The sequence below is a fragment of the Novosphingobium sp. ZN18A2 genome (genome assembly GCF_036784765.1).
Lineage (GTDB): Bacteria > Pseudomonadota > Alphaproteobacteria > Sphingomonadales > Sphingomonadaceae > Novosphingobium.
Window position 1 is genome coordinate 740,221 of sequence record NZ_CP136651.1, and the last position, 16,614, is coordinate 756,834.

At 64.5% G+C, this 16,614-nt stretch carries 13 protein-coding genes and 1 tRNA gene; 10 read left to right on the top strand and 4 right to left on the bottom strand.

Going from position 1 to position 16,614, the window contains the following annotated elements; all coding sequences use genetic code 11:
- The first annotated feature begins 48 nt into the window (after positions 1 to 48).
- The gene (locus RXV95_RS03590) at positions 49 to 1,290 is read left to right on the top strand and encodes a sodium:proton antiporter (RefSeq protein ID WP_338467650.1); all 1,242 of its coding nucleotides are present in this window, start codon (positions 49 to 51) and stop codon (positions 1,288 to 1,290) included.
- A 60-nt stretch (positions 1,291 to 1,350) separates the two neighbouring features.
- Here RXV95_RS03590 and RXV95_RS03595 read toward each other — a convergent pair whose 3' ends face one another.
- Positions 1,351 to 3,396: a PQQ-binding-like beta-propeller repeat protein gene (locus RXV95_RS03595; RefSeq protein WP_338467651.1), complete on the bottom strand. Its 2,046-nt coding sequence runs from the start codon at positions 3,394 to 3,396 to the stop codon at positions 1,351 to 1,353.
- A 344-nt stretch (positions 3,397 to 3,740) separates the two neighbouring features.
- Between RXV95_RS03595 and RXV95_RS03600 the strand changes: the two genes are divergently transcribed.
- The 7 genes from RXV95_RS03600 to RXV95_RS03630 all read left to right on the top strand — a co-directional run bounded on the left by RXV95_RS03600 (position 3,741) and on the right by RXV95_RS03630 (position 10,987).
- Positions 3,741 to 4,787 carry an XdhC family protein gene (locus RXV95_RS03600; protein ID WP_338467652.1) on the top strand — a complete coding sequence of 349 codons (1,047 nt, stop codon included), beginning with the start codon at positions 3,741 to 3,743 and terminating at the stop codon, positions 4,785 to 4,787.
- Complete coding sequence (locus RXV95_RS03605; RefSeq protein ID WP_338467653.1) at positions 4,747 to 5,253, top strand: (2Fe-2S)-binding protein; 507 nt, start codon at positions 4,747 to 4,749, stop codon at positions 5,251 to 5,253. The genes RXV95_RS03600 and RXV95_RS03605 overlap by 41 nt, the downstream gene beginning before the upstream one ends.
- A 3-nt stretch (positions 5,254 to 5,256) precedes the next feature.
- Positions 5,257 to 7,470 carry a molybdopterin cofactor-binding domain-containing protein gene (locus tag RXV95_RS03610; RefSeq protein WP_338467654.1) on the top strand — a complete coding sequence of 738 codons (2,214 nt, stop codon included), beginning with the start codon at positions 5,257 to 5,259 and terminating at the stop codon, positions 7,468 to 7,470.
- 11 nt (positions 7,471 to 7,481) lie between these two features.
- Complete coding sequence (locus tag RXV95_RS03615; protein ID WP_338467655.1) at positions 7,482 to 7,940, top strand: c-type cytochrome; 459 nt, start codon at positions 7,482 to 7,484, stop codon at positions 7,938 to 7,940.
- 14 nt (positions 7,941 to 7,954) lie between these two features.
- Positions 7,955 to 8,527, top strand: coding sequence for an NTP transferase domain-containing protein (locus RXV95_RS03620; protein WP_338467656.1), 573 nt, complete (start codon positions 7,955 to 7,957; stop codon positions 8,525 to 8,527).
- A gap of 109 nt (positions 8,528 to 8,636) precedes the next feature.
- Complete coding sequence (locus RXV95_RS03625) at positions 8,637 to 9,830, top strand: acyl-CoA dehydrogenase family protein (RefSeq protein WP_338467657.1); 1,194 nt, start codon at positions 8,637 to 8,639, stop codon at positions 9,828 to 9,830.
- A gap of 26 nt (positions 9,831 to 9,856) precedes the next feature.
- On the top strand, positions 9,857 to 10,987 hold the full coding sequence (locus tag RXV95_RS03630; protein WP_338467658.1) for an acyl-CoA dehydrogenase family protein: 1,131 nt from the start codon (positions 9,857 to 9,859) through the stop codon (positions 10,985 to 10,987).
- A gap of 21 nt (positions 10,988 to 11,008) precedes the next feature.
- Here the strand turns inward: RXV95_RS03630 and maiA are convergent, their stop codons facing one another.
- From maiA to hppD, 3 genes are read right to left on the bottom strand one after another with little or no spacing between them, the layout of a single operon-like run.
- Positions 11,009 to 11,653, bottom strand: a complete 645-nt coding sequence (gene maiA, locus RXV95_RS03635; RefSeq protein WP_338467659.1) for a maleylacetoacetate isomerase — start codon at positions 11,651 to 11,653, stop codon at positions 11,009 to 11,011.
- Positions 11,650 to 12,204, bottom strand: a complete 555-nt coding sequence (locus RXV95_RS03640) for a VOC family protein (RefSeq protein WP_338467660.1) — start codon at positions 12,202 to 12,204, stop codon at positions 11,650 to 11,652. The genes maiA and RXV95_RS03640 overlap by 4 nt, the downstream gene beginning before the upstream one ends.
- The gene (hppD, locus tag RXV95_RS03645) at positions 12,201 to 13,313 is read right to left on the bottom strand and encodes a 4-hydroxyphenylpyruvate dioxygenase (protein ID WP_338467661.1); all 1,113 of its coding nucleotides are present in this window, start codon (positions 13,311 to 13,313) and stop codon (positions 12,201 to 12,203) included. The genes RXV95_RS03640 and hppD overlap by 4 nt, the downstream gene beginning before the upstream one ends.
- A gap of 270 nt (positions 13,314 to 13,583) precedes the next feature.
- Between hppD and RXV95_RS03650 the strand changes: the two genes are divergently transcribed.
- Positions 13,584 to 13,659 (top strand) — tRNA-Thr (locus RXV95_RS03650).
- A 256-nt stretch (positions 13,660 to 13,915) separates the two neighbouring features.
- Positions 13,916 to 16,588, top strand: a complete 2,673-nt coding sequence (locus RXV95_RS03655) for an AMP-binding protein (protein ID WP_338467662.1) — start codon at positions 13,916 to 13,918, stop codon at positions 16,586 to 16,588.
- The last annotated feature ends 26 nt before the right edge of the window (positions 16,589 to 16,614 follow it).

A 16,614-nucleotide genomic window follows, 5' to 3' on the forward strand; every position in this document is an offset into this window, starting at 1 on the left:
GCCTTGCCCTGCTGGCCCTGACTGCATGACGGACAGAATACCGCGCCTGTGCAAACCGCATTGTTCATCGTTGCCGCATTCCTGACGCTCGCCGCGGCGGCGGGCTGGCTGAACCAGAGGTTCTTCCGGATGCCGGCAAGCCTGGCCATGCTGATGGCGGGGCTGGTCTGTGCGCTGCTTCTGGGGCTGGCCGATCGCTTCTGGCCCGAAAATGCCGCTTTCAACTGGATCGGATCGGCCGTGACCGAAGTCGATTTCAGCGGCGCGCTGCTCGATTTCCTTCTGGCGTTCGTGCTGTTTTCCGGTGGGCTCGGCATCGACAGCGGTCTGTTCCGCAGCAAGTGGCGCAGCGCCGCGGCGCTGGCCGGGCTGGGCACGGTGCTGTCGGTCGTTGCGATCTATGCGGGCATCGTGCTGCTGGCGGCGGCAACGGGCATGGATGTGCCGCCCGCCTGGGCGCTGGTATTCGCCGCACTGGTGGCGCCGACCGACGCGGTGGCGGTCCAGTCGGTGGACGCGAACGCGATTTCCAAGGAAGCGCGCGTGGTTCTCCAGGGCGAAGCCTTGTTCAACGATGGCGTCGGGATCGTGCTTTATGGCAGCGCGCTGGCGGCGGCGATGTCGAACGCGCCGATTCATCCCGGTGAAGCAGGGCTGGATATGCTGCGCGAAAGCGTCCTGGGTCTTCTGGTCGGCTATATGGGCGGCTGGCTGGCGGTGCGGATATTGCGCAATGTCGACGATCTTTTCACCGACGTCCTCATCACCATGGCGACAGCCGCCGCGGTATTCGCCATCAGCCTTGCGATCGGTGCCAGCGGGCCGATCGCGGCGGCGCTCGCCGGGGTGATGGTCGGCGGTATCAGCACCCGCCACGCGCTGACGAAGGACGACAAGCGCTATATGCGCGGCTTCTGGCGCGTGATCGACGGGCTGCTCAATGCGTTCATCTTCCTGCTGCTAGGCCTGGAGGCGATTTCGATCGATGCCTGGGGCAAGGTCTGGTTCATCGCCCTCGCGGCCGCGTTCATCGCCCTGTTCGCGCGCGGGCTGGCGGTGTCGCTGACCGGGCTGGTGCTGCGCGGGACGCCGATCGGATCGAATTTTCGCAGCCTTCCGGTGCTCGTCTGGGGCGGTGCACGGGGGGCGGTGTCGGTCGCGCTTGCGCTGGCGATTCCCGAATCCCCCTATCGCCAGACCATCCTTGCCTGCGCGTTCGCCGCCGTGCTGGTTTCGATGTTCATCCAGTTGCCCACGCTATCGCGCGTGGCGGACTGGGCGCGCAGATAGGCGGAAAACGACCGGCGGCGGCTTTGCAAGCCGCGTCACGGCCGGAACGGGAGCGTGCGCCTATTTGCCGTGGGTGATGTCCTCCACCACATAGGCCGACACATCGGCGATGCCCTGGTCGGAGATCACACCCTTGAATCCCGGCATCGACTGGCCGCCGTTGGTCACTTGCCGCAGCACGGTTGCCCGATCCTTCGCCGAAGCGATCGAGGCAAGGTTGGGGCCGCCGTTGCCGCCAAGGCCGGTCATGCCGTGACAGGCGGAGCAGTCGTCCGCGAACACCTGCTTGCCCGCCGCGGCGTTGCCTTGCATCGTGGGAACGGGAGCCGCCGTCTTTTCCCCGGCGTGCGCGATGGCGTGCCCGCCATTGCCCGGCGCCACTTCGTCCAGCTTTCCGTCCAGCGAGAAGAGCCAGAGGTTGTCGCCGTGCGCCGTTCCGGCGAGCGCATTTCCGCCCGCATAGAAGGCAACGTATTCCTTGCCCTTGTGCCTGAAGATCGTGGGGACGTTATTGGCGCCCGCACCGGTCTGGAACTTCCACAGCAGCTTGCCGGTGGTCGTTTCATAGGCCTGCAATTCGCCGGTATTGCGGCCGACGAACACCACGTTGCCCGCCGTAACGGCCGATCCCGAATAGCATGAGCTGGGGAAGTCCTTTTTCCAGGCCACCTTCCCGGTGCCGATATCGAAGGCCGCGAACCAGCCGGCGCTGTGGAAGCCGTTGCCCGTCGCCCCGGTGGAGCCCGTGGCCAGTCCGTTGGCGCCATCCGGCCCCTTTTTCGGCTGGTCTTCGGTTTCGGAGGTCAGACCCGCGACACTGTTCTGCCCGCATACGAACAGCAGGTTGCTTGCCGGGTCATAGCTTGACGGCGGCCAGTTGATGCCGCCGGCGGCCCCCGGCGCCACGACCACCATGTCTTTCCAGAACGGCGTGAAGATATCCTTGGCGACGGCGGCGCTCTTCACCTTTGCCACCTTCTCCACCCTGGCGACCTGTTCGGGCGTGGGCACGTGGCTGGCAAGCGAAGGCCACGAAGGGATCGGTTGCGTTGGCGCGGTTTTCTGCCTTGCGTCCTGCGGCACGGCGGTTTCGGTGATCGGGCGGATCGGCTTGCCGTTGGTGCGATCGAGCAGATAGACCCATCCGGTCTTCGCCGCTTCGGCGATGCCCTTCACCGGCTTGCCGTCGATCGTGGTATCGAACAGCACCGTCGGGCTGGGCGCGTCATAGTCCCAGATATCGTGGTGCACCAACTGGTAGTGCCAGCGCAGCTTCCCCGTCTTCAGGTCAAGCGCGACGATGGAAGATGTATAGAGGTTGTCGCCCGCGCGCGTCGAACCGTCATAGTCCGGTCCTGCGTTGCCGGTGGAGAAATAGAGCAGGCCGAGGTCGGTATCCACTGACGGCGTCTGCCAGACAGATCCGCCCCCGCGTTTCCACGCATCGCTGTCCTGCGGCCAGGTTTCATAGCCGGCCTCTCCGGGGCCGGGAACCGTATAGAATCGCCAGACCTCTTTCCCGGTCTTCGCATCGAAGGCCATCACGCGGCCGCGAATGCCGTATTCGCCGCCCGCGGTTCCGATAATGACCTTGCCGTCAACGTAAAGCGGCGCGGCGGTGAGTGAATAGCCGTCTTGCCATTTGACCGGCTGGACCGACCATACGACCTTGCCCGTCTTCTGGTCTAGCGCGACGAGCTTTCCGTCAAGCTGGCCGATAAAGACCTTGCCCGGACCCAGCGCCACGCCACGGCTGAGCCAGCCGCAACAGATCGTCGAAATCTGCTGGTCGATGCCGGAATCGTACTTCCACAGTATTTTCCCGGTTTCCACGCTTACAGCGAAAACATCGTCTTCGCCGGTGGGGACGTAAAGGACGCCGTCGTATTCAAGCGGCTGCCCTTCTGCCGAATACTTGGAGGAAACGCCGGACCCGCCCAGATGCGTCAGCCATACGCCCTTGAGCTTGCCGACGTTTGCCGAATTGATTTCATCGAGCGGCGAATAGCGCTGGTTGTTCAACGATCCGCCGTTGGTGATCCAGTTGTCGCCGGGGGGCTGGCTGAGGGTCCGGTCGGAAAATGATGGCGAACAGGCGGTGGCCAACAGGGCGCTACCGACGACAGTAGCGGTCAGGTAAAACCTCCGATATGGATGCATTAATTGTGTCCCCTGTTCGAACGAAGTACGAAGTTTTTCGCCTTTTAACTTGTTCGTAAAGTCGCCGTTCCCGATTTTTTTGCATCCGGATTGCCGGAAGTTCTGCCCGTGACACGCGCGGTGATGCGGATTGCGAACGGGCGGAGGTTGCGCGATATCCCGCCCGGCGCGCGGAATCCTGCGATGCCGATGCCACCAGCGCCCGCTCGGCGCGCATTGCCTGACTTTCCCAGGTGCGATAGTCATTTGCCCGATCAAGGACGTGACGATCGCGGCAGCCGGGGCGGCGGATGGACAATCGCAGTATATTTTCCTTTCTCGACCGCGCGCTTGGCGATGGTCGCCGCGTCGCGCTTGTCACGCTTGTTTCCGCAACGGGTTCCTCCACCCGCGCGCCCGGCGCGCACATGGCGGTGTGCGAGGACGGCAGCTTTGCAGGTTCGCTTTCGGGCGGTTGCATAGAACGCGCGGTGGTGGGCGAGGCGCTGTCCGCGATCCGCGAGGGCGCGCCGCGCATCACGCGCTTCGGGCAGGGATCGAGGTATATCGATATCCGCTTGCCCTGCGGGGGCGGGGTGGACCTTCATTTCCAGCCGCTGGCGGCCGGGCAGGCACCGGGCAGCGCGCTGGTGCACAATGCGATCTCCGCACTGGATGGCAGGCACCCTTTCGCGCTGGAGTTCGGCCCGGAAGCGGATGCGCCACGCTTTGTGAATCGCTGGTGCGAGACGCGCTTCGATCCGGCGACGGGTATCGCGGCGGTCGGGCACTGGCCGCAGGTTCGCCTGATGATCGCTGGCCACGGCGCGGGGGTGGACCGGCTGGCCCGTCAGGGACGGACCTGGGGCGCGGAAATCGCCGTCGCCACGCCGGACCGCGAACTGGCCGCGCAGCTCGATGCCGACGGGTTCGATACGCGCGTGTTGCGCGGGCCGCGCGATACTGGCGCCATTGAAAGCGATCCGTGGACCGCGCAGGTCTTCCTGTTCCACGACCATGACTGGGAACCGGCGCTGATAGCGCACGCCTTGCGCCAACCGCATTTCTTCATCGGCGCGATGGGCAGCAGGGCGGCCCACGTTACGCGGTGCCGGGCGCTGCGCGCGCTGGGCGCAAGCGAAGCGGCGCTGGCCGGGATTTCCGCGCCGGTCGGCCTGTTCCATTCGGTGCGCGATCCCGAAACGCTGGCGCTTTCGATCCTTGCCGAAGTGGCAGAGCGCCACCGTTCCACCGATTTCGCCACCATGCCCGGCACCGGTCAGGCGGCACCAACGTTCCAGAAAGCAGGACAGGACAATGATCCAGACCACGATCAACGGCCAGCCAAGGCAAATTGACGTCGATCCGGCGACGCCGATCCTGTGGGTCGTGCGCGAACAGCTTGGGCTGACGGGCACGAAGTTCGGGTGCGGCATCGCCCAGTGCGGCGCCTGCACCGTGCACCTTGACGGGCAGCCGGTCCGTTCGTGCTCCACGCCGGTTTCCGAAGCGGACGGCAAGGCGATCACCACGATAGAAGGGCTGGCCGGGCCGGATGGCGCGCCGCACCCGCTGCAACAGGCATGGATCGAAGCGCAGGTGCCGCAGTGCGGCTATTGCCAGTCGGGCCAGTTGATGAGCGCGGCCGCGCTGCTGCGCGATACGCCGCGGCCCAGCGACGACCAGATCGTTTCGGCGATGAAGGGCAATATCTGCCGGTGCGGCACGTATGGCCGCATCCGCAAGGCGATAAGGCTGGCGGCGGGGATCGAGGCGGCACCGTCCGCAAGGCCCGCTGCCGAAACCGCCGGCGCGGAGGGCTGAGCCATGAACAAGTGGACAAGGCGCGGCTTTATCGGCGCGGGCGTGGTCGCGGGCGGGGCGTTGGTGGTCGGCGTTGCGGTGCGGCCGGGCAATCCGGTGGGCAAGCTGCGCGGCGACGTGGCGAACGGGCCGGGCGAACAGTTGATCAACGCCTGGGTAAAGGTCAACGCGGACAACACGGTTACCGCGATCGTCCCCCATTGCGAGATGGGGCAGGGCGCGCACACCACGCTGGCGCAGATGCTGGCGGACGAAATGGATGCCGACTGGGCGAAAGTGGGCGTGATGCAGGCGCCGGCGGACGGGTTCTATGTCGCGCCGGACATGGTGCGCGCATTCATGTTTCCCGGCACGATCGACGCGCCGGACTGGCTTGAGCCGACATACAACGGCGCGTTCACGCAAATTTCGCGGCTGGCCGATGCGCTGATCACCGGCGGCAGTTCGTCTGTTCGCGCGACGGGTCAGCACACCATGCGCATTGCCGGTGCGGCGGCGCGGCACATGCTGATCGGCGCGGCGGCGGACGAATGGGGCGTGCCGGCAGGCGAGATCGTGGCCGAAAACGCGATGCTGACTCACAAGGCTTCGGGCAAGTCCGCCACTTATGGCGAATTCGCCGAAGCGGCATCGCGCCAGCACATGCCGCAAACGCCGAAATTGAAGGACGTATCGCAATACAAGCTGATGGGTCGCGGGCTGAAACGGCTGGATATTCCCGCCAAGGTCAACGGCAGCGCGGTATTCGGCATCGACGCGGCGATTGACGGGCAGCCGCTGAAATACGCGGCGGTAAGGGCGGCGCCGGTTCCGGGCGCCAAGGTAGAGGCGATCAATGCAGAAACCGCCAGGACGATGCCCGGCGTGCTGCAGATCCTGAACATGGGCGATTTCGTGGCTGTCGTAGCCGACGGTTACTGGCAGGCGCAGCAGGCGCTGAACACGATAGACGCCAGCTATTCGAAGACCGATGGCGACGTGCTCGACAGCGCGCTGCTCTATGCCCGCTATGGCAAGGCGCTGGACGAGGCGGGCGACAGCGGCGGAAAGTCGCTTGCCAGCACCGGCGATGCCCCGCGCGCCTTCGCGTCCGCGCCGAAAAAGGTGCAGGCCGAATACCAGGTGCCCTTCGTCGCCCACGCCGCGATGGAGCCGATGAACTGCACGGCATGGGTGCACGGCGGCAAGTGCGAGGTGTGGACGAGCACGCAGGTTCCGCTGATGGCGCGCAGCGCGATTGCAAAGGCGCTGGGCATTCCGGATGACGACGTGACGGTGAACCAGCTCTATCTGGGCGGGGCGTTCGGGCGGAGGCTGGAAAGCGACTATCCGGTGCAGGCCGCGCGAATCGCCAAGGCCACCGGCTATCCGGTGAAGATGATCTGGTCGCGCGAGGAAGATACCCGGCAGGACTTTTACCGTCCGGCCGATACCAGCCGTTTTTCGGCCGGGCTCGACGCGTCTGGCAAGGCGCTCAGCTGGAACAACGTATTCACGCAAAAGCACGATCCGGCGGGCGCGTGGGACATCCCGCATTACGATATCGCCAACAAGTCCATCCGCCATGCCGAGGCCGATGCGCACTTGCGCTTCGGCAGCCTGCGTTCGGTCGATCACAGCCAGCAGGGCTTCTTCATCGAAAGTTTCGTTGACGAAATGGCCCATGCGGCCGGGCAGGACCCGTTCGAATATCGCCGCGCCATGCTGGGCAAGTCTCCGCGCCACAAGGCGGTGCTGGAAAAGGTGGCGCGGATGGCGGGCTGGGGATCGAAGCTTCCCGACGGGACCGCGCGCGGCATTGCGCTGGTCAAGTCGTTCGGCACGATCGTGGCCGAAGTCGCCGAAGTGCAGATGAAGGACGGGCGCCCGCGCGTGACGAAAGTGTGGTGCTGCGCCGATCCCGGCTATGCGATGAACCCCGACGGTTTCGTTGCGCAGATGGAAGGCGGCATCGTCTTCGGCCTGACCACGGCGCTCTACAGCGGCATCACGCTGAAACACGGCGCGGTGGAGCAGGGCAATTTCAACGATTACCTGATGGTGCGCATGGACGAAGCACCGGATATCGCGGTTGAGATCATCAACGGCGATACCAAGACTTTGGGCGGTGCGGGCGAACCGGGCCTGCCGCCGCTGGCGCCCGCCGTTACCAACGCGATCTTCGCCGCGACCGGGCAACGCATCCGCAAGCTGCCGGTCATGGATCACTTCGCGTGAAGGAGGGGACGATGCGCAAGACCGTGGCCGTGGTTCTGATCGCCCTGTCGCTGGCGGCCTGTTCGAAGAAGGCGCCCGATCCGGTGGAACAGATCATCGTGCGCAAGCCCGGCGATCCGCCCGTGGCCGCGCCATCGCAAGCGGCGGCGGGCGATCCCGTTTCGGCGGGCAAGCAGGCTTTCGCGGCGTCCTGCGCGGCGTGCCATGCGGCCGGCGCGGACGCGCCCAAAGGTGTGGGGCCAACGCTTTACGGCGTGATCGGGCGCAAGGCCGGATCGGTGCCGGGATTCGCCTATTCCGATGCAATGAAGGCCAGCGGCATCACGTGGAGCGAAGCGAGTGTCGAACGCTTCCTGGCCGATCCGCAAGGCATGGTGAAGGGCACGACGATGGGCGCGGGCGCGGTCGGTTCGCCCGACACGCGCAAGGCGATCGCGGCCTGGCTGGCAACGCTCGGCCAGCAGGATTGACGGAAGGGGGCGGCGTGAACGGGCCGGCGCTCGCGCTGCTGGCGGCGGGCCAGTCAGCCCGTTTCGGCGCGGATGACAAGCTGGCCGCGCCCTTTCGCGGTGCGATGCTGGGGCTTCATGCCGCCAATGCCCTGTCCGGACTTGCCGCCGCGCCGCGCTGGGCGATCGTGCGCGGCCTTGGCCATCCCTGCATTCCCGGCTGGCGGGATGCCGGTTTCGATCCGGTGGTGAACGCGCAGGCGGACGAGGGCATGGCCGCATCGTTGCGGCTGGCCGCGCGCCTTGCCGCAGCGGCGCGCGCACCGGCGCTGATGATCTGCCTTGCCGATATGCCGCTTGTCCCGGCGGCGCATTACGCGGCGCTGGTGGACAGGTGGCGCGCGCAGGGCGGAACCGTCGGCTCTTGCGCGGGCGCGCTGGTTTCCCCGCCCGCGATCTTCCCCACGGACCGGTTTGCGGCACTTGGCGCGCTTTCGGGAGACAGGGGGGCAAAGGCGTTGCTGGCGGGGGCGGCGCTGGTCGAATCGCCGCCCGGCACGCTCGCCGATATCGACAATCCCGAAACGCTTGCCCGTCTCGCCACCTGATTGCCGTTACGGAATCCGGACAGTCGGCGGTTTGCTTTGACATCGCGGCCATATCGGTGCTGTTTTGCAACCCAACGAGACAAGCCGATATGCCATTCGGGAGACGATCATGGACATCGAATTCAGCGCGGAGGATCTTGCCTTCCAGCAGGAAGTGCGGACCTTCATCGAGGAAAACTATCCTGAGCAACTGCGCGGCAAGCAGGACGAGGGTGACGAACTGGGCAAGGACGATTTCCTCGCCTGGCACAAGGTTCTCTACAAGAAGGGCTGGGTCGCCCCGGCGTGGCCGGTGGAATACGGCGGCACCGGCTGGACCGCCACGCAGCGTTTCATCTGGTCGGAAGAAACCGCGCGGGCCGATTGCGTCCGCCTGATGCCGTTCGGCCTGTCGATGGTCGGCCCGGTGATCTACACCTTCGGCACACCCGAACAGAAAGCGAAATACCTGCCGCGCATCCTTTCGGGCGAAGACTGGTGGTGCCAGGGCTATTCCGAACCCGGCTCCGGCTCTGACCTTGCATCGCTGCGCACCCGCGCGGTGCGCGATGGCGATCACTATGTGGTCAACGGGCAGAAAACCTGGACGACGATGGCCCAGCACGCCGACTGGGGCTTTTTCCTTGTCCGCACCGATCCCGACGCGAAGATGCAGGAAGGCATCAGCTTCCTGCTGATCGACATGAAGACGCCGGGCATCACCGTGCGCCCGATCATCACGCTGGGCGGCGAGCACGAAGTGAACGAGGTGTGGCTGGAAGACGTGCGCGTGCCGGTCGAAAACCGCGTCTATGAAGAAAACAAGGGCTGGACCTGCGCCAAGTTCCTTCTCGCGCACGAACGCACCGGCATTGCCGGGGTCGCCTCGTCCAAGCGCGGCGTGGAAAAGATCAAGGAAATCGCGATGGGCGAGATGGACGGCGACAAGCCGCTGCTTGCCAATCCGTTCTTCCGCCGCAAGGTGGCAGAGCTTGAGATGGACCTGACCGCGCTGGAATATACAGAGCTGCGCACGCTGGCCGGCGCCGCCGCGGGCAAGCCGCCGGGACCGGAATCGAGCCTGCTCAAGATCAAGGGATCGGAAATCCAGCAGCGGCTGACCGAACTCGCGCTCGAAGCGGCGGGCCACTATGGTGCGCCCTATTTCCGCAGCTTCGGGGAAGGGGACAACGAACATCCCATCGGCCCCGACTGGGCACACCGCACCGCGCCGACCTATTTCAACACGCGCAAGACCACGATCTATGGCGGGTCGAACGAGATCCAGCGCAACATCATCGCCAAGATGGTGCTGGGTCTTTGAACTGACGCGACCGGAGAGAACCTGAAATGGACCTGAGCTATACAGAAACGCAGGAAATGCTGCGCGATACCCTCGCGCGCTTCCTGGCCGACACATACGACTTCGAAACGCGCCGCAAGATGATCGCCAGTCCCGAAGGGCGCGATCCGGGCGTCTGGCGCGCGCTGGCGACCGAGCTGGGAATGCTTTCCGCGCCGTTTTCGGAAGAGCACGGCGGCCTTGGTGGCGGCGCGGTGGAAAATGCGATCGTCATGGAGGAAATGGGCAAGGTCATCGCGATCGAACCCTACCTGCAAACCGCGGTGATCGGCGGCGGCGCGCTGAAGGCGGCGGGCGGCCCGCTGGCAGAGGCGGTGATCCCGCAGATCATCGGCGGCGATGCGATTATCGCCTTCGCCTATGCCGAGCCGAAGGGCCGGTATGACCTTGCCGCGATCGCGACCACCGCGAAAAAGGACGGCGCGGGCTATGTGCTGAGCGGACACAAGGCGGTCGTCTATGCAGCGCCGTGGGCGTCGCACCTGCTCGTCACCGCGCGCACCGGCGGTTCGGGCCGCGAACGTGCGGGTGTGGACCTGTTCCTGATCGATGCGAACCTGCCGGGCATCACCCGCCGCGATTACCGGACGGTGGACGGCTTCAGCGCGTCCGAAGTCTATTTCGAAAACGTGTCCATCCCCGGCGAGGCGCTGCTTTCGGGCGGGATCGACCTGATCGAACGGATCGTTGACGAAGCCACCGTGGGCGTCTGCGCCGAGGCGACCGGCGTTACGCGCAAGTTGCACGAAGGCACGCTGGAATATTCGAAGCAGCGCAAACAGTTCGGCCAGCCGATCGGCAAGTTCCAGGTGCTGCAGCACCGCATGGCGGACATGATGATCGAGGTGGAACAGATCGCTTCGATGACGCTGATGGCGACGCTGAAGCTGGATGAACCGGCAGCGGCACGAAAGGCGGCGGTTTCCATGGCCAAGGCCAAGGTTGCGCGCAGCGCCCGTTTCGTGGGCCAGAACGCGATCCAGACGCACGGCGGCATCGGCATTACCGACGAGCTTGCCATCGGCCATTACTTCAAGCGCGCGACGATGATCGAAAGCCAGTTCGGCAATGCCGACTGGCACATGGCCCGCTTCGAGGAATTGACGCTGCCGGCCTGAACAGGGCGGTGACCGGCCCGGTCAGGCGACCGGGTCGGCATCTGGCTGGCGGGCGGGATGCGCGTCGGCAAAGGCCGGAAGATCGCGGCACCGCGCGGTGATCTCGCGCAGGCGCGGGTAGGGCGCCATGTTCACGTCGAACCGTTCGGCGCCGAATACCTGCGGCACAAGGCAGCAATCCGCCAGCGTCGGTGCATCGCCGAAGCAGAAACCGTCGCCACGGCGCGCAACCTGTTGTTCCAGCGCGGCAAAGCCTTCGCCGATCCAGCGTGCGATCCATTCGTTCACCGCGCGGTCGCCCGCGTGAAGGTCACGCCGCAGCGATTGCAGCACGCGCAAGTTGTTGAGCGGATGGATATCGCAGGCCACCAGCGCCACCATCGCGCGCACTTGCGCCCGGCCCGGCGGATCGGCGGGAAGCAGCGGCGGATCGGGGAACACCTCGTCCAGCCATTCCATGATCGCTGTCGATTGCGTGAAGATGCCGCCGTCCGTCTCCAGCGCGGGGACAAGCCCTTGCGGGGCGATCTCGCGATAGTCGTCCGCTGCCTGCTCGCCCGTTCGCAGGTCATGCGTGACCTGATCGTAATCCACGCCTTTCAGGTTCAGCGCGATGCGCACCCGGTACGATGCGGTGGAACGCCAGTATCCGTGCAGCCGTATCACCGTTCCTCCACGGGTTCCTGGTGCAGCCAGTCGGCATGGCGCGGTGCCTTCTTGGTGCGGCTCCATTCGTCGAGCATCAGCGGCGCGACGCGGGCCAGTTCCCGGTATTGCTCGTCGGTGCCGATGTCGCAGGCCAGTTCCAGCCGGTGGCCGTTGGGATCGAAGAAATAGATAGAGCGGAACACGCCGTGGAAGGTTGGTCCCAGCACGTCGATGCCTTGCGCCTCAATATGCGCCTTCGCGGCCTTCAGCGCCTCGAAATCGGCCACCTTGAACGCGATGTGCTGCACCCATGCGGGCGTGTTCTCGTCCCGCCCCATGTCCTTCTGGCCGGGCAGTTCGAAGAAGGCGAGCACGTTGCCGCCCCCGGCATCGAGGAAAATGTGCATATATGGATCGTATGCGCCGGTCGACGGCACATAGTCCTCCGCGAAAGCGGTCGTGTATTTCATGCCGAGCACGCGCTCGTAGAACTCGACCGTCTCTTTCGCGTCCTTGCAGCGATAGGCCACGTGGTGGACGCCGCCGAGCGTGGGGGCCGTGGTGGTCATGCTCCCGTCTCCTCTGCCTCCTTCGCGCCTAATGCGCCGCGGCGCATCTGGTCACGTTCCATGGACTCGAACAGCGCGGTGAAGTTCCCTTCGCCGAAGCCCTCATCCTTCTTGCGCTGGATGAATTCGAAGAAAACCGGGCCGATCATCGTTTCGGAAAAGATCTGGAGCAAAAGGCGCGGATCGCCCTTTTCGGTCGACCCGTCGAGCAGGATGCCGCGCGTCTGCAATTCCTCCACCGGCTCGCCGTGGCCGGGCAGACGCTCCTCCAGCATCTCGTAATAGGTCGCGGGCGGCGGCGTCATGAACGGGGTGCCGCAGGCTTTCAGCTTGTCCCACGTGGCAATCAGATCGTCACAGCAGAACGCGATGTGCTGGATACCCTCGCCGTTGTAGGCGCGCAGGAACTCTTCGATCTGGCCGCCGCCGGCCTTGCCTTCCTCGTTCAGCGGAATGCGGATCTTGCCGTCGGGCGCGGTCATCGCCTTGCTGGTGAGGCCGGTATATTCGCCCTTGATGTCGAAATAGCGGATTTCGCGGAAGCCTGCGATCCGCTCATAAAAGCTGGCCCAGTGGGCCATGCGCCCGCCATAGACATTGTGGGTAAGGTGGTCGATCAGCTTCAGTCCCGCGCCTTCGGGGTGGCGGTCCGCGCCGGGCTCGTAAACGAAATCGATGTCGTAGATGGAAAGGTCATCGCCGCGCGCCGCGCCTTCGTAGCGGTCGATCAGATAGACGATGGACCCACCGATGCCGCGAAAGGCGGGCAGGTGCAGTTCCATCGGGCCGGTCTTCACCTCGACCGGTTCGGCCCCGCGCTCTATCGCCTGGTCATAGGCCTTTGCCGCATCGCGCACGCGCCAGCCCATGCCGCACGCCGAAGGGCCGTGTTCGGCCGCGAAATAGGCGGCGGGGCTGCGCGGTTCGTAATTGGCGATCAGGTTGATCTCGCCCTGTCGCCACAGATCCACGTCCTTTGACCGGTGGCGCGCGACGCGGGTGAAGCCCATCGCCTCGAACACGGGTTCCAGAACGCCCTTTTCCGGGGCGGAGAACTCTATGAATTCGAAACCGTCCAGGCCCAGCGGGTTTTCGAACAGATCGGCCATGGGTGCATCCTTCTCGGGCAGGTGGTGTTTGTGCAAACGGGCGCGCGGAATCGCCGCAGGCGTCGCGCTGTCACCGGGAGTATCGCAGGTTGTGAAAATGGTGTCAAATGAAACTAGTTTGCCGCCAGCGGTCAGGCGCGTGCCATGCACGACCCAAAGCAAAAGCGCGGCGGCGACGGGGCGATCCGGCGCAAATGCGAAAAGCGATTGCGCTTGTCCGCCCGCGCCTGTAAACGCCCCCCCTGCCCACGGGGGAACCCGATAAAGCGCGCCGCTTTAGCTCAGTTGGTAGAGCATCGCATTCGTAATGCGAGGGTCACTGGTTCGAGTCCAGTAAGCGGCACCACCTTCATTTGCGCACTTTGCCTCGGCTCCAATCGAGCCGGCGCCCATTGAGCCGCCTCTGGCCGGTTCGCACGCGCTGTGCCGGCGGGGCGCGACGTACCCATACATGGTGACGCTGTATCCCGGTGCCTGCCCGAAAGGGGTATCGCCTTCTTATCGCTTGCCCCGCTTTGACAAGACGCAACAATGTAACCGTCCCATTCTTCGACGGAAATAAGCAAAAAGCGATATATGGAATCGCGACCGAGACTTGATTGATGTTATTTTTCGACAAGGCCAGCCAATTGGCGGACAGGGCTCCGCCGATCCCGGCAGGAGATGAGCCGGGGGCAAGCGGCGGCCAGCATCGGTTCTGGCACGATCTGGAACGGTTCGGAGACAACGTTGCGCTCAAGGGCGAAGCGGGGGAGAGCGTCAGCTATGTCGATCTTGCCCGGATGGCCGACAACGCGGGCTTCGCTTGCGGTGCGCGCCGGCTTGTCGTCATGGAAATCGACAACAGCATACCGGCCGTCGCAGCCTACCTGGGGGCGTTGAGGGCCGGGCACGCGATCATTCTGACCGCGCCGGGCAATATCCGCGACCTGGACCTGCTCGTCGAAACGTATCGGCCCGACCTGATGGTGTCGCACAGCGATGGGCTGATAGAGGCGGATGCCGGTCCGAATACCGGGCTTCATCCCGATCTTGCCGTGATGCTGTCAACCTCGGGGTCGACCGGCAGCCCCAAGCTGGTCCGGCTTTCAGATGCCAATCTTGACGCCAACGCCCGCTCGATTGCCGCGTATCTGGGGATTTGCCCGCGGGACTGCGCTATTACCACGCTGCCGCCCTATTACTCCTACGGCTTGTCGGTGCTGCATTCCCGCCTTGCGTCGGGCGCCAGCATAGCGCTCACCAACCGTTCGGTCACCGATCCGGAATTCCTCCGCATCGCCGGCCGGTGCGAAGCGACCACGCTGGCAGGCGTGCCCTATACCTATGAACTGCTTCTTGCGTCGGGTCTTCTGGACGATCTGCCGCCGTCGATGCGCCTGTTGACGCAAGCCGGCGGACGGCTTGCCCCGGAACTGGTCGAACGGGTCCGCGTTGCCGCCGAAGCGCGGAACCTGCGGTTTTTCGTCATGTACGGACAGACCGAGGCGACCGCGCGCATGGCCTACGTCCCGCCGGAGCAGCTCGCCCGGTATCCCGATTGCATAGGCCAGCCGATCCCGGGCGGCTCTTTCGAACTGGTCGATCCGCAAACCGGGGCGCCCGCGGACAAGGCGGGCGAACTGGTTTATCGCGGGCCGAATGTGATGATGGGCTATGCCTCGGACCGGGGCGATCTGGCCCGGGGCAGGGACATCGACCGGCTCGTGACCGGCGACCTTGCCGAGATGGTCCGACCGGGAATGTTCCGCATCACCGGGCGCAAAAGGCGGTTCATCAAGCTCTTCGGAAGGCGCATCGCGCTCGACCAGGCGGAAGCGGAGGCCGCCCGGATCGGCTGGAGCACGGTTGCCACAGGCGATGACGAAAGGCTGGTCCTTGCCGTGGAAGGCGACCGCGATCCCGCGCCGCTCGCCGCCTATTTCGCGGACCATTACAAGCTCCCGCCAAAGTGTGTCGTCGCGCTTCGCCTGCCGGTCATTCCCCGCCTCGCGAGCGGGAAGCCGGACTATCGGTCCATCCTGGCCGGCGTATCCGGCGATGGCCCGGCTTCGCCTGACGGCGATCCGATGGCGACCTATGCCGCCGTCCTGGCACAAGCGGCCCGGACCGACGCGGTTGGCGACGATGCGACGTTCCGCGAGTTTGGCGGGGACTCGCTGATGTATGTCGAGGCGATCATGGCGCTCGACGAGGCGTTCGGAACCGCGCCGGTGGGCTGGGAATCCATGCCGCTGGGCACGTTACGGAAAATGTCCGCGGCCACCGTGCCCGATCCTGCCGCAGCCCAGCCGCGTATCCAGGACTTCGGCTTCATCCCCGCGATGCGGACAGTGGCCATTCTGCTTGTTCTTGCACCCCATGCAAAGTCTGCATTGACGAGCGACGACGGAATATTGAATTACCTGCATTTCCGTCACGTAAATGCGATTTTCGTATTTATCGCCGGGTTCTTGTTCCAGAAATTGATATCGAGTTTTTCATATAAGAATTACATAAATAACAAGATAAAATATATCGCGCTGCCTTATGTATTGATATCGATTCCGGCGATCCTTGTTTATCTTTTCGAACTAAAGGATCGCGCCAAGCTGGATGCGCCTGGTTTCATACACGGCGATTTCATGCTGACCGTTTACATGATCCTTACAGGAACCCATCTTGGGCCGCTTTGGTTCATGCCCATGATATTCCTGATTTATTTGTCGTCTCCGATACTCAAGGCGATCGACGACAGGCCGCAGGCATATTGGGCTGTTTTCCTGTTGTTCCTGCTGGCCATGTACGTCGGGCGTCCGCCATTGGACAACAACCCGTTCCAGGCATTCGTCTTTTACCTGCCCGCCTATGTACTCGGGATGGCGGTGTCGCATTATCATCGACGCTGGCTGCCCGTACTGGCAGGCAGTTGGCCCCTGTTTCTGGTACCGGCCGTCGTCCTGTCTGTCCTGCCGCCCGATCTGCAGCCGGTCGATCCGCTGATGATGGTGGCAAAGGTCTGCCTTGGCCTGGGTATTCTTGGCCTTCTGGCGCGCTATTCGGCCAGGATACCCGGAAATTTCCGGTTTATCGGCGACCTGAGCTTCGGCATTTATCTCGTCCACGGATATTTCGCGTCCGCGATTTCGTTAACGGCGGCCCGGTTCGGCTGGGATCTGGAAGGCTTGCCGGCGTTCCTTTTCGTCTATGCCATCATCCTGTCGCTTTCGGTCGCGACGGTCCTGCTGGTCAAGCGCATCTTCGCAACGCAAAGCCGGCTGATCATCGGGGCATAGCGGAGCCGTCCACGCCGCCTTGCGGG

What these genes read in the sequence shown, in the direction of transcription:
- RXV95_RS03615 (WP_338467655.1), top strand. Translation starts at nt 7,482, where the DNA reads ATGCGCAAGACCGTGGCCGTGGTTCTGATCGCCCTGTCGCTGGCGGCC.
- hppD (WP_338467661.1), bottom strand. Translation starts at nt 13,313, where the DNA reads ATGGCCGATCTGTTCGAAAACCCGCTGGGCCTGGACGGTTTCGAATTC.
- RXV95_RS03640 (WP_338467660.1), bottom strand. Translation starts at nt 12,204, where the DNA reads ATGACCACCACGGCCCCCACGCTCGGCGGCGTCCACCACGTGGCCTAT.
- RXV95_RS03600 (WP_338467652.1), top strand. Translation starts at nt 3,741, where the DNA reads ATGGACAATCGCAGTATATTTTCCTTTCTCGACCGCGCGCTTGGCGAT.
- RXV95_RS03625 (WP_338467657.1), top strand. Translation starts at nt 8,637, where the DNA reads ATGGACATCGAATTCAGCGCGGAGGATCTTGCCTTCCAGCAGGAAGTG.
- RXV95_RS03655 (WP_338467662.1), top strand. Translation starts at nt 13,916, where the DNA reads ATGTTATTTTTCGACAAGGCCAGCCAATTGGCGGACAGGGCTCCGCCG.
- RXV95_RS03630 (WP_338467658.1), top strand. Translation starts at nt 9,857, where the DNA reads ATGGACCTGAGCTATACAGAAACGCAGGAAATGCTGCGCGATACCCTC.
- RXV95_RS03605 (WP_338467653.1), top strand. Translation starts at nt 4,747, where the DNA reads ATGATCCAGACCACGATCAACGGCCAGCCAAGGCAAATTGACGTCGAT.
- RXV95_RS03610 (WP_338467654.1), top strand. Translation starts at nt 5,257, where the DNA reads ATGAACAAGTGGACAAGGCGCGGCTTTATCGGCGCGGGCGTGGTCGCG.